This is a genomic window from Leucobacter sp. Psy1 (genome assembly GCF_020096995.1).
Taxonomy (GTDB): domain Bacteria; phylum Actinomycetota; class Actinomycetes; order Actinomycetales; family Microbacteriaceae; genus Leucobacter.
Map to the genome: position 1 here is coordinate 2,190,006 of NZ_CP083692.1, position 12,933 is coordinate 2,202,938.

The 12,933-nt window shown below is 70.2% G+C and carries 10 protein-coding genes; 8 read left to right on the top strand and 2 right to left on the bottom strand.

Annotation, left to right across the window (positions count from 1 at the left end):
* The first annotated feature begins 306 nt into the window (after window positions 1-306).
* From K8P10_RS10375 to K8P10_RS10390, 4 genes are read left to right on the top strand one after another with little or no spacing between them, the layout of a single operon-like run.
* Complete coding sequence (locus K8P10_RS10375) at window positions 307-705, top strand: YraN family protein (RefSeq protein WP_224778854.1); 399 nt, start codon at window positions 307-309, stop codon at window positions 703-705.
* Window positions 702-2,270: a YifB family Mg chelatase-like AAA ATPase gene (locus K8P10_RS10380; RefSeq protein WP_224778855.1), complete on the top strand. Its 1,569-nt coding sequence runs from the start codon at window positions 702-704 to the stop codon at window positions 2,268-2,270. The genes K8P10_RS10375 and K8P10_RS10380 overlap by 4 nt, the downstream gene beginning before the upstream one ends.
* Window positions 2,267-3,571, top strand: a complete 1,305-nt coding sequence (dprA, locus tag K8P10_RS10385) for a DNA-processing protein DprA (protein WP_224778856.1) — start codon at window positions 2,267-2,269, stop codon at window positions 3,569-3,571. Before K8P10_RS10380 ends, dprA begins: the two co-directional genes overlap by 4 nt.
* Before the next feature lie 4 nt (window positions 3,572-3,575).
* Window positions 3,576-4,505 carry a tyrosine-type recombinase/integrase gene (locus K8P10_RS10390; RefSeq protein WP_224778857.1) on the top strand — a complete coding sequence of 310 codons (930 nt, stop codon included), beginning with the start codon at window positions 3,576-3,578 and terminating at the stop codon, window positions 4,503-4,505.
* A 222-nt stretch (window positions 4,506-4,727) separates the two neighbouring features.
* Here K8P10_RS10390 and K8P10_RS10395 read toward each other — a convergent pair whose 3' ends face one another.
* On the bottom strand, window positions 4,728-5,249 hold the full coding sequence (locus K8P10_RS10395; protein ID WP_224778858.1) for a M23 family metallopeptidase: 522 nt from the start codon (window positions 5,247-5,249) through the stop codon (window positions 4,728-4,730).
* A 133-nt stretch (window positions 5,250-5,382) separates the two neighbouring features.
* The gene (locus tag K8P10_RS10400) at window positions 5,383-5,706 is read right to left on the bottom strand and encodes a DUF2469 domain-containing protein (RefSeq protein WP_224778859.1); all 324 of its coding nucleotides are present in this window, start codon (window positions 5,704-5,706) and stop codon (window positions 5,383-5,385) included.
* A gap of 76 nt (window positions 5,707-5,782) precedes the next feature.
* Here K8P10_RS10400 and K8P10_RS10405 point away from each other — a divergent pair, with 76 nt between their 5' ends.
* Genes K8P10_RS10405 through K8P10_RS10420 form a run of 4 tightly spaced genes read left to right on the top strand, consistent with a single transcriptional unit; the run spans window position 5,783 to window position 12,930 of the window.
* Window positions 5,783-6,544: a hypothetical protein gene (locus tag K8P10_RS10405; RefSeq protein ID WP_224778860.1), complete on the top strand. Its 762-nt coding sequence runs from the start codon at window positions 5,783-5,785 to the stop codon at window positions 6,542-6,544.
* Window positions 6,541-8,151: a DNA polymerase Y family protein gene (locus K8P10_RS10410; RefSeq protein ID WP_224778861.1), complete on the top strand. Its 1,611-nt coding sequence runs from the start codon at window positions 6,541-6,543 to the stop codon at window positions 8,149-8,151. The genes K8P10_RS10405 and K8P10_RS10410 overlap by 4 nt, the downstream gene beginning before the upstream one ends.
* A gap of 21 nt (window positions 8,152-8,172) precedes the next feature.
* Window positions 8,173-11,580 (top strand): error-prone DNA polymerase, encoded by a 3,408-nt coding sequence (locus K8P10_RS10415; protein ID WP_224778862.1) that lies wholly within the window; start codon window positions 8,173-8,175, stop codon window positions 11,578-11,580.
* Between the two features lie 27 nt (window positions 11,581-11,607).
* Window positions 11,608-12,930: a nicotinate phosphoribosyltransferase gene (locus tag K8P10_RS10420; RefSeq protein WP_224778863.1), complete on the top strand. Its 1,323-nt coding sequence runs from the start codon at window positions 11,608-11,610 to the stop codon at window positions 12,928-12,930.
* Window positions 12,931-12,933: the final 3 nt, after the last annotated feature.

Sequence of the window (12,933 nt, forward strand, 5' to 3'; positions counted from 1 at the left end):
CCGTTCTCCTGTTCTGCGCACGGAAACGTGCGCGCTTTCGGTTGCTTATCCCTCCCGCGGCGCGGGGGAATCCTGGTGCCCCGGAGAGCGCCGCTTCACGAGTGAAGACCGGTGGCGCTGCGTCCGTGCGCGGGCACGCGAAGTCACCTCGACAGAGGTGCTCCCGACAGTGTAGCACCGGCGGGCACCGCTCCGAGCTCGCTATCGGTTCGTCCCCAGACTGGGATCCATCCGAATCCCTCCCCACTCCCCGCCACCCCGCCCTACCGCCAGGACCCGCGTTCCAGGCTGGTGGCGGAGGTACCGATGAACCGTCACACCACTGACCGATGCGCCGCCGAGGCGGAGCCCACACACAACCAACTGATCGGCTCGCGCGGGGAGGCCATCGCTCGCGAGCATCTCGAACGCCGAGGCTGCACGATCCTCGCCAGCAACTGGCGTACCCGAGCCGGTGAACTCGACCTCGTCATACGCGACGGGGAGACGATCGTCGCCGTCGAGGTGAAGACCCGGACGGGGCTCGGCTACGGGCACCCGCTCGAGGCGATCACCGCGCGAAAGGCGCACAGGCTGCGGAGGCTCCTCGGCGACTGGGCCCGGACGCATGCGGCCCGCGGCGCACGACTGCGCGTCGACGCCATCGGCATCGTCCTGCGCGACGGTGAGCGCCCGCGTCTCGACCATCTGCAGGGGATCGCGTGAGCGCGGGGGTGCCGCGCGCTGCAGCGATCGCGTTGCTCGGCCTCACGGGCACAGCCGTGATGGTCGAAGCGGCCGTCACGCGACAGCTCCCCGGCATGGCGATCATCGGGCTCCCCGATACTGCCTTGGGCGAGGCCAGACTCAGGGTCCGCACCGCGATCGCGCAGGCGGGGCTGAGTCTCAGCGAACGATTCCTCACGATCAATCTGAGCCCGGCGGCGCTGCCCAAGCACGGTTCGTCCTTCGATCTCGCCATCGCGCTCGCCGGACTCGCTGCCTCGACTGAGATCCCCGACCACCGGCTGAGCGAGACGGCGCACTTCGGTGAGCTCGGGCTCGATGGAGGCATCCGGCGACCGGCAGGCCTTCTGAGCGCGGTCGTCGCCGCACGCTCGCTGGGGTTCGAACGGATCATGGTCCCCGAATCCGGCCGAGTCGAGGCCTCGCTCGTGCCCGACATCGAGATCGTCACAGTGCCCGACCTCGCAGCGGCTGCGGCCTGGCACTCCGGAGCGCCAGGAGCCTGGAGGGAGATTCCGAGCGACCGGCCCGTCGGCTTCGGGACCTCTGGCAATGGTCCCCTGGCACCACGATCACTGTCCGAGCCGGACATGGCGGACATCATCGGCCAGGAGGAAGCGGTCGAGGCGATGGTGGTCGCGGCAGCGGGTCGTCACCACATCTCCCTCACCGGACCGCCTGGGGCGGGCAAGACGCTTCTGGCGAGTCGGCTCCCCTCGATCCTTCCCGACCTCACACCGGAGGAGGCACTGACGGCGAGCTGCATCGCCTCGCTCGGCGGTTCGCCCCTCACCGAACTCGTCAGGCGCCCACCCTTCGAGCGACCGCACCACACCGCCTCGCCGGCATCCATCATCGGCGGAGGAGGCGCGGCGGGCATTCGCCCAGGGGCGATCACCAAAGCCTGCCACGGAGTAATGCTGCTCGATGAAACGCCCCTCTTCTCAGCGGGAGTGCTCGACGCGCTCAGGCAACCGCTCGAGTCGGGGGTCATCGAGATCCACCGCGCCACGTTGCGCGCGACGTTCCCCGCCAGGCTCCAACTCGTGCTCGCATCGAACCCGTGCCCGTGCGGCAACGCGGACTCCCCCGACCCGGCGCTCGAGTGCACCTGCACCCCATATGCCCGCCGCCAGTACGGGCAACGCGTGTCAGGGCCGCTGCGTGATCGGATCGATCTCGCGCTCCAGGTGCGCCGCGTCTCCACCGCCGTGTTCGCCGAAGCGTGCGCGGTCAGGCCCACCAGCCAGGAGCTGCGGAGCAGGGTCCAGCGAGCCAGAGAGCGGGCCGCGACTCGCCTCTGCAGGACACCGTGGAAGGTCAATGCCGAAGTGCCTGGAACCTGGCTGCGCGGACCTGCTGCGAAGCTGCCGCGGAGCCACACTGCAGTACTCGACCAGGCGCTCGGCCGCGGAGCGCTTACCCTCCGGGGCTACGATCGCACGCTCAGAGTCGCGTGGACGATCGCCGATCTCGGCGACCGAGAACTGCCCGATCGGGCCGACATCGCTCGTGCCCTCGCGCTGCGCGGAGGCCAGCGATGACTTCTGACTCCCCCGCTCACCGCACGGCCCTTGCGGGACCCGCGATCCGCCGCGCCCTCGCAGACATCGACGGCGCACCCGATACGGTCGCGTCCGACCGAGCCGCGGACCGGGCCGATGACCTCCTCGCCCGCATCGCCTGGTCGCGTCTCGCCGAGCCGGGTGACCGGGTCGCCCACGAGCTCATCGCCTGCCTCGGAGCGGAATCGGCGTTGCGGATGCTCATGCGCGGCAGTACCGGATCCGATTTCCGCAGGGCGTGCGAGCGGCGCGTCGCAGAGACCGCCGATGAGGCTATTTCACCGCCAGAGGTCACGGACCGTGCACTCGCCGCAGCGGTGAAACGCTGGCTCCCGCGACTCGACCGACAGGCCACGCACGAAGATGTCGTCAGAGCACAGCACTCCGGCCTGACCGTCGTCGTCCCCGGAGACGACCTCTGGCCGCGATCCCTCCACGACTTGGGCGCGCACGGTCCCCTTGTGCTCTGGGTGCGGGGCGACCCCGCTCATCTGTCAGGCGCCGCACTGTCGGTCGTGGGCTCCCGGGCGGCCAGCGGGTACGGGTCCGAGGTCACGGCAGAGTTCAGTGCCGCCGCGGCGGAGACGGGTGCGACGATCGTGTCCGGTGCTGCCTACGGCATCGACGCGGTCGCTCACCGCACCGCGCTCCACCTCGACCGACCGACCGTCGCGTTCCTCGCCGGCGGCGCCGATCGGGCCTATCCGCGCGCGCACGAATCGCTCCTGAAACGCATCGCCGAGCAGGGGGCCATCTGCGCTGAGATGCCTCCGGGTGCCGCGCCGACCCGCTGGAGGTTCCTCATGCGGAACCGACTCATCGCTTCGCTCTCCACCGCGACGCTCGTCACGGAAGCCGGCCCGCGCTCAGGCTCGCTGAACACCGCGGGGCACGCAGCGGAGATCGGCCGACCGCTCGGGGCCGTGCCAGGGCCCGTCACCTCGGCGGCATCCATGGGATGCCACCGGCTGATCCGCGACTACGGTGCGACCCTTGTCTCCAGCGCGGCCGATGTGCTCGAACTGCTCGGCGCGGCCACCGACCCTCTGCCTGGCCCCGACACGGCAGCAGCGAGCAGGCAACCGGCTATACATCGCCGGCTCCTGGACGCGCTGCCGCTTCGCGGCACGCGCACACTGCGAGACGCGGCGGCGCGCGCCGGACTCGACCCCGACGAGGCCCGCGACGCCGCCGCCGAACTCGAGCTGCTCGGCTTCATGACCCGAGAAGAAACGCCGGACGGGGGTGAAGAGCGATGGCGCCTCAACCGTCGAGAATGAGTGCATGCACCTGCACGACGCCACCGACGAGTTCCTCGCCGCCACCCGGCACGAGTACGGCTACTCGGAGCACACGCTGCGTGCCTACGCCCGAGACCTGGAGTCCCTGCACGCCTTCGCGGGCGACAGGTCCACCGCCTCAGCACCCGTCGCCCTTGAGTCGCTCACCCTCGACCTGCTGCGCGACTGGCTCTGGGCGGAGCAGCAGCGCGGCCTCGCTCCCACGACGATCGCGCGCCGCGTCGCGACCGCCAAGTCCTTCGGCAAATGGCTCGAACACCGCGGACTCGTCCCTGGCAACCCTGCCTCCCGACTGCGCGCGCCTCAGGCTCCCCGCACCCTCCCCCGGGTGCTCGGCAACGAGCAGATCACCCGGATCATGGAGCGCGCGGCGCAGCGCGCCGAGCACGGCACGCCGCAGCAGATCAGGGACCGCGCAATCCTCGAGCTGCTCTACGCCACGGCGCTCCGGGTGTCAGAGCTCTGCACCCTCCGCCTGACCGGCCTCGACCGGCTCGAGCGCACCGTCCGCGTCCGGGGTAAGGGCGACCGCGAACGAGTGGTCCCCTTCGGTGCCCCAGCAGCTCACGCCATCGACGACTACCTGGAGCGCGGCAGACCCGCCATCATCGCCGAGTCGGACGGAACGACCGTCGCTGCCGAGGTCTTCCTCGGCAGCGACGGCCTCCCCCTGACCACGCAGGCCGTCTACCGTCTCGTCGCGCGTGAACTCGCGCAGGAGCCCGGGGGTGGCCCGCGCGGCCCGCACACGTTCCGCCACACCGCCGCGACGCATTTGCTCGACGGCGGAGCCGACCTCCGCGTCGTGCAGGAGCTCCTCGGTCACGCAAGCCTGTCGAGCACCCAGGTGTACACACACGTATCGACCGAGCGACTCGCGGAGAGTTACCGCCAGGCACACCCTCGGGCATGACGGGCATGACCTGCGCTGGCCGCGCACGGCTTCGACGTTCCGCTGGCCGCGCACGGCTTCGACGTTCCGCTCAATATCGAGGTTCTCCTCGATCTGAGGGCAGTGGCAGATCGAGCGGAGCGTCGATATCGAGGAGATCGTGAAAACCGGCACGGGGAACGCGCAACCGGCACACCTCAAGCACAACCCGCGCGCCACAACCCGCACACCGCAAGAGGCGACTCACCAGGGCAGCAACTCGGGGACTCCGCTGAGATAGCGCATCGGATTCACGTACTCGCCGTCAACCCGCACCCCCAGGTGGACGCAGGCTGCAGTGCAGTGCCCGTCGAGGATCGTGCCGATCGTCTGACCACGCTGCACGAGATCGCCCTCTGCGAGCGGCGTTTCGACGGGTTCGAGGGAGAGCACGGTCCGACGGTCGACCCGGATGGAGATCACTCCGCGCCCCGCAACGGGACCGGCGAAACTCACCACTCCATCCGCTGGAGCAAGGAGGGCGCGTCCGCTCACCGCGGCGAGATCGACGCCGCGGTGCCCCGCCGCATAGGGAGTGGGTGGCGGCTCGTACCCCCGGATGAGTTGCAGTGGACGCCCGGCTGGCGGTTCCCACTTCTCGATCAGCGACGACGCACCTGCCGACTCCCCCGGATGGAGCAGCAGCAACAGCAACAGCACCGTGGCCAGCACCCCCGCCCAGGCTCGATGAGTCCGGGCGCCGAGGGAGAACCGTTCGCGTCGCATGCCCAGACTCTGTCACGCGGGCTGAGGGACGCGCCTGCGTCTTCGCTTCCCTGTGGAGGACGCGCCGAAGAACGTCTCGAATGTCAGCTGTGCACGGACTCGGGTCTCATCAGAGCAGCCCGAGTCACCCGAGTCACTCGTCGAGCGCGAGCTCCTGGGGAAGCTTGAACTCGCGTGCCGAGAGCTCCTCGACGTTGACGTCCTTGAACGTGAGCACTCGTACCGATTTCACGAACCGGTCGGCGCGGTAGACGTCCCATACCCACACGTCTTTCATCGCGAGTTCGAAGTAGAAATCGCTCCCCGCGTCCTGACGCGTGAGGTCGACCTCGTTCGCGAGGTAGAACCGTCGCTCGGTCTCCACGACGTAGCGAAATTGACCGACGACGTCCCGGTACTCTCGGAACAGCGAGAGCTCGGCATCGCGTTCGTAATCGTCCAGATCGTCTTCATTCATCACGTCCATCCTACGCGCTGGCAGCCCACCCCGTTTCCGGATTGACAGACTCGAATACATGTTCGAATATGGGTGCATGTCCTCGCCCGTTCCGACCTCGCTGCAGCACCGCATCGACACGATGCAGCCGCTCCGCCTGGCCGAGCGCACCCTCCCGACCGCCGGACCACTGCGTCCACTCCTGCCAGCCGGCGGCCTGCGCAAGGGCGCCGCCTACGCGGTGCACGGATCCGCCACTCTGGGGCTCGCACTCCTCGCCGAAGCCTCGGCCGCAGGCGAGTGGTGCGGCATTGTCGGGGCACCCGACCTCCACCCCGAAGCCGCCGCACGCCTCGGGGTTGCGCTCGACCGATGCGCGCTCGTTCCACGGCCGGGCACCCGCGCACTCGGCATCGCCAGCACACTCGCGGAGACGCTCTCACTCGTACTGGTGTACGATATTTCCGCGCCGACCCACCGCGATGCCGCTCGCCTGGCGGCGAAACTGCGCGACAGCGGAGCCGCACTCATCGTGCTCGGCGACTGGCCGCGCGCGGAGAGCGAATTGCGCGTGACCGCTTCCCGCTGGTCGGGGCTCGGCGAGGGCCACGGAGTGCTGCGCGGCCGGGAACTCACGGTTCGCTCGCAGGATCGGCGCGGGGTCACGGTGCACCGGGTGCACCTGGAGACCGGTCGTTTGGAAACCGGCCGGTTGGAGGCTCAGGATCGCGGACCGCGGATCACGAGTGCCGCATCGCCCGAGCGAGAGTTCCCGCGCCCCGCAGCGGTTGCTGCACCGGCAGCCGACCATGACCGTCCCTCCGAGCTGACGGCAGAACCAGCCTGGGAGTTCGCATGACGCCCTCGCACCGGCGCGTGATGGCGCTCTGGATTCCCGACTGGCCGGTGCACGCTCACCTCGCCGAGCACCCCGAAGCGGGTTCTCCGCCTGGCCAGCCTGACGCCCCCGTGGCGCTCCTGGCAGCACGCCGGGTCTCGGCATGCTCTGCCGAGGCCCGGGCCGCGGGAGTGCGGGTCGGACTCAAGGAGCACGAGGCGAGATTCCGCTGCCCCGATCTCCGGCTGCGCACGCACGATCCCGAGGTCGATGCTCGCCGCTTCGAGCCGGTCCTCGCCGCGCTCGAAGCACTCGTACCGGAGGTCGAAGCGGTGAGACCGGGACTGTGCGCGGTGCGCGCGCGAGGCCCGGCTCGCTACTACAGCGGGGAGATGCAGGCTGCGGTGGCGATCCGCGAGGCGATCGTCGAACTCGGCTTTCCCGGGGCACGGGTCGGTGTGGCCGAAGGGCGGTTCGCCGCCGAACAGGCCGCTCGATCCTCCGCGGATGATCCCTGCGTCGAGGCGCCGGCACCCGGCGTACGACTCGTCGCCGCTGCGGATACCGCGTCGTTCCTCGGCCCGTTGCCGATCGCTCGCGCCGCGGGCACCGAACTGGGCGATGTGCTGCGCGGTCTCGGCATCCATACGCTCGGCTCTCTGGCCGCGTTGCCGACCGCGGCCGTGCAAGACCGGTTCGGGCGGGCTGGCAGCATCGCCCGCAGGCTCGCGGCGGGTGATGATCCCGCCGACGGGCCGCTCATCGTGCCGCGGGAGCGGCCCCAGGATTTCGCAGCCGAGCTCGCGTTCGAACCCCCGATCGACGGCGCCGATCCCCTCGCGTTCGCCTGCAGCACGACCGCCGAGCGTTTCGTCGCCGATCTCGTCGGCGCGGGTCTCATCTGCACCGAGATCAGCGTGGAGCTGACCGATGACATCGGCGTGAGGCACGAGCGGAACTGGGCGCACCCGAAGCACTTCGACGGACCCGACGTGCTGAACCGGGTGCGCTGGCAGGCAGAAGCCCTCCCCCGCGACGCCGACCGCGCTGGGGCCGGCGTCGCGCACGTGCGGATCACCCCGATCCGCACCGACCGCGCAGCGCACCACGAACCCGGACTGTGGAGCAGCGACTCTGACCCGCGCGTGCACCACGTGCTCAGTCGCGTGCAGAGCCTCGTCGGCCACGAGGGAGTCGTCACCGCCCAGCTCACGGGAGGCCGGTTGCTGCGGGACCGACGGCGGTGGGTGCCCTGGGGCACGCGCACCCCCGGGGCTGAGACACGCAGTCGGCCCCCCGATCACCCGTGGCCGGGAGCCCTCCCGCCCCCGCACCCCGTCTCCGTCTTCGATCCGCCGGTGCCTGCCGAATGCCTCACCGCCGACGGCACCCCCGTAGCGATGAGCGAGGACGGCGACGCACTCACCCACCCGCCCTCGCGGTTGCGCATCCCCTCAGCGGGTGTCGACGACCCCGTCGAGGCATGGTCCCCGCCGTGGCCGCTGCACGAACGGTGGTGGGCGGGCACTCCGCCGCGCTTCCGCCTCCAACTGGCCCTGCGGAACGGGGACGCCTGGCTGCTCCTGCACCAGCGCGGATCGTGGTTCGCGGAGGGCCACTACGACTGATGCCGCTCCTGAGGAGGACTCGTGAACTGGAACAACCCGCCGCTCTCATGGGAGGCGTTCGAGCGGACGCTCTCCGGCAGGCCCGAACCGCAGACCGACCATCCGAACGCCGCACCCGCCCAGACCGCACACGCCGAGACCGCACCCGCCGAGACCCCACCCGCAGAGGCCCCGGAGCCCCCCGCCGTTCCATACGCGGAGCTCCACACGCACTCGCACTACAGTTTCTTGGACGGCGCGTCCTCCCCGGAGGAGCTCATCGGCGAAGCCGTGCGCTTGCGCCTCGACGGCATCGCCGTCACCGATCACGACGGGTTCTACGGTGCCGCCCGTTTCGCGGAGGCCGCGCTCGAGCACCCCGATCTGCTCACGGTATACGGCGCCGAGCTGTCGCTGGGGCTCGAGCAGCCGCAGCTCGGTGTCGCTGACCCTGCCGGCACGCACCTCCTCGTCCTCGCCCGCGGGGTCGCCGGCTACCACCGGCTCTCCTCTGCGATCACCGAGGCTCAGCTCGCCGGCGGCGAGAAGGGGCGCCCGCACTACGATCTCGATGCCCTGGCGGCGAGCGCCGAGGGCCAGTGGGCGGTGCTCACCGGATGCCGAAAGGGAGCCGTGCGGCAGGCGCTCGAACTCGGCGGTCCAGACGCTGCGGCGCGCGAGCTCGCCCGCCTCGGCGATCGGTTCGGTCGGGACAACGTGTACGTCGAGCTCAGCGATCACGGCCACCCAGGGGATGACGTGCGCTGCGACGTGCTCGCGGAGGTCGCGCGGCGTGCGGGGTTCCCGACCGTCGCGACGGGTGCGGTGCACTACGCGACTGCGGCGCACGCTCCGCTGGCGGAGGCCGTCGCCGCCGTGCGGGCGCGGAGGAGCCTCGACGAGATGGACGGGTACCTGCCGGCGAACGCCGCAGCACGCCTGCGCAGCGGCGCTCAGATGCTGCAGCGGTTCGCCAGGCATCCCGAGGCCGTCGCGCGTACCGTCCCGCTCGCGCAGTCGCTCGCGTTCCCCCTGCGCGCGGCCTCGCCCGAGCTGCCGCGGCTCGAGGTTCCGGAGGGGCACACGCAGATGAGCTGGCTCCGCGAACTGGTGTGGCGCGGGGCGGCGGAGCGCTACGGCGATCCGCTGGATCCGGAGATCCGGGCCAGGATCGAACGCGAGCTCCAGGTGATCGCGGAGAAAGACTTCCCCGGCTACTTCCTCATCGTGCACGACCTCGTGATGGTCGCGCGCTCCCGGGGGATCCTGTGCCAGGGCAGAGGATCGGCGGCGAACTCGGCCGTCTGCTTCGTCCTCAGAATCACCGACGTGGACTCCGTCTTCTACAACCTGCCGTTCGAGCGTTTCCTGTCGAGCATGCGCGACGAAGAACCGGACATCGACGTGGACTTCGACTCCGGGAGGCGCGAGGAGATCATCCAGTACGTGTACGAGCGCTACGGGCGGCGCAGTGCCGCCCAGGTGGCGAACGTGATCTCCTATCGACCGAAGGCGGCGGTGCGCGACGCTGCGAAAGCGCTCGGCTATCCACCCGATCGGCAGAAGGCGTGGACGCGCAGCCTGGACCGGTGGAACTCGATCGGCGATGATCCGCACAGCCCGATCCCCGCACCCGTCCGCGACCTCGCATCGCAGCTACTCAAAAGCCCCAGGCACCTGGGCATCCATTCCGGCGGCATGGTGCTCACCCGAAGACCGATCGGCGAGGTGTGCCCCATCGAGCACGCCCGCATGGACGGCCGCACCGTGCTGCAGTGGGACAAGGACGACTGCGCGGCGATGCGTCTCGTGAAGTTCGACCTGCTCGGGCTCGGCATGCTGAACGCGCTGCAGGGCACGCTGGACCTCATCGCCGGGGCGACCGGTGAGACCTGGACGCTCGCGACCATTCCGAAGGAGGAGGCCGGGGTGTACGACATGCTGTGCCGCGCCGATGCGATCGGGGTCTTCCAGGTCGAGAGTCGCGCGCAGCTGAACACGCTGCCGCGCCTCAGGCCGCGCTCCTTCTACGACCTCGTCATCGAGATCGCGCTGATCCGCCCGGGCCCCATGCAGGGCGGCGCCGTGCACCCCTATCTGCGGCGGCGCACCCATGAGGAGGAGGTCGTGTATCCGCACCCGACACTGAAGCCGGTGCTGGAGCGCACGCTCGGGGTTCCGCTCTTCCAGGAGCAGCTCATGCAGATGGCGATGACGGTCGGCGACTGCACGGCTGCGGAGGCCGATCAGCTGCGCCGGGCCATGGGGTCGAAGCGGGGCACCGAGAGGATCGACAGTCTCAAGGGCAAGCTGTTCACCGGCATGGAGCGGCACGGCATCGTCGGCGAGGAGGCACAGCTGCTCTACCGGCAGATCGAGGCCTTCGCGGGATTCGGGTTCGCCGAGAGCCACTCGATCAGTTTTGCGCTGCTCGTCTACGCGAGTTCCTGGTGCAAGCTGCACTACCCCGCCGCCTTCCTCGCTGGACTGCTGCGCGCACAGCCGATGGGCTTCTATTCCTCACGATCGCTGGTGGAGGACGCCAGGCGTCACGGGGTGCAGGTGCTGCCGCCCGATGTGCAGCGCTCGCAGGCCGGGTCAGCGCTCGAGGCGTTGGACGACCAGGATCATGATCCGGCCTCGCGCGTTACCGGCATGCCCGCGTGCGCCAGCGCTGAGCAGCCGACTCCTGGACCGTTCGACGCCTCATCCCCCGACGCGAGTGCACGCCATCGCCGCGACGGCGCATTCGCCGTGCGTCTCGGCCTCGAGGAGGTCCGCGGTATCGAACGGGGCGCGGCCGAGCGGATCGAGCGCGCCCGAGGCGACGCACCGTTCAGAGATCTCGCGGACCTCGCGAGGCGCGCAGATCTGGATCGCGCCACCATCGAAGCGCTCGGCGCCGCAGGCGCGTGTGCTGGGCTCGGCCTGGAGCGTCGCGAGGCGATGTGGGCGGCCGCTCCGGCGTCGGACAATCGGGCGCGTTACCTCGAGGGGTCCGGGGTGCAGGTGCAACCGCCCCTGCTCCCCGTGCTCAGCGACGCCGAGCAGACCGCGCTCGATCTCTGGACCACCGGGGTCGTGTCTGGCACGCACCCCGTGGCGCTGCTCAGGGGGACCCTCGATGGGCGTCGCGTGGTGCGCTCCGACCGGGTGCACGACGTGCCTGCCGGCGCACTCGTCGAGGTAGCGGGGCTCGTGACGCACCGGCAGCGGCCCGGCACCGCAGGCGGTATCACCTTCATCACGCTCGAGGACGAAGCGGGCACCGTCAACATCGTCACGTGGCCGCAGCTGTGGAAGCGCAGCCGACTCGTCGCCGGATCCGCCCCTGCCCTCATCGTCACCGGCACGCTCGAGCGGTCGGCCGAGGGCGTCGTGAATGTGATCGCGTCGGGGTTCGAGCCGCTCGCGGCACCCCCGAGCGTCTCCTCGCGCGACTTCCGCTGATCGGAGCGCCGCCGCTATGCTGGCGAGGTGCCAGCCTCAACCGCGCTCCTCACCGACCGCTACGAGCTCACGATGGTCGATGCCGCCCTCAGCGCGGGCACCGCTCATCGTCGCAGCGTGTTCGAGCTCTTCGCCCGCCGCCTCTCGGGGGCGCGGCGCTACGGCGTCGTCGCCGGGACCGGACGCTTGCTCGAGGCGCTCGAGCAGTTCCGCTTCACCGATGCCGAGCTGGAGTGGCTCGCGGGTGAGCAGTTTCTGCGCCCCGAGACCCTCGACTGGCTCGCCGACTTCGCTTTCAGCGGCAGCATCTGGGGGTACCCGGAGGGCGAGGTGTTCTTTCCCGGTTCACCACTGCTCACGGTTGAGTCGACGTTCGCCGAGGGTGTGCTGCTCGAAACTCTCGCGTTGAGCATCCTCAACGCCGATTCGGCTGTCGCCACGGCTGCCTCGCGAATGAGTCACGCATCGGGTGGCAAGCCTCTCGCAGAGATGGGATCGAGACGGACCGGGGAGCGCAGCGCCGTCGCCGCGGCCCGGGCGGCGTACATCGCGGGATTCAGCGCGACGTCCAACCTCGAGGCGGGCCGTAGCTACGGCATTCCGACGATGGGCACCGCGGCGCACAGCTTCACCCTGCTGCATGACAGCGAACGCGACGCCTTCGCGGCGCAGGTCGCCTCGCTGGGCCCTGGCACCACGCTGCTCGTCGACACCTACGACATCGAGCAGGGCGTGAGGAACGCCGTCGCCGTCGCCGGACCGGGTCTCGGCGCGGTGCGGATCGACTCGGGTGACCTTCCCGTGGTCGTCGGCCGGGTCCGTCGACTGCTCGACGAACTCGGCGCCGTCGACACGCGGATCACCGTCACGAACGATCTCGACGAACACACGGTCGCAGCTCTCGCCGCGTCCCCGGTCGACAGTTTCGGAGTCGGCACATCGGTGGTCGTGGGCTCGGGCTCCCCGACCATGGGCATGGTCTACAAGCTCGTCGCCCGCACCGGTGACGATGGCGACTGGGTGCCCGTCGCGAAGCGCTCCGCTGAGAAGGCGTCGATCGGCGGCCGGAAAGGCGTGCGCCGCATCACCTCCGCCGCGGGGACCGTGCTGGGCGAGCACATACTCCTCCGTGAGGGGGCAGCCGACAACCTGCGACTCGGCCAGGGCGAGTCCGCTCAGGAGGTCGTCGTTCCGCTCGTCATCGACGGAGCAGTCCAACCGGGTCACACGGGCCCCGAGGGCATCGCTGCGGCCCGTGAGCGACATCAGCGCAGCGTCGCAGCACTTCCGCCGGTAGCGATGAGCCTCACGCGCGGAGACCCCGCCGTACCGACGGTGTACGAGGACTGAGGC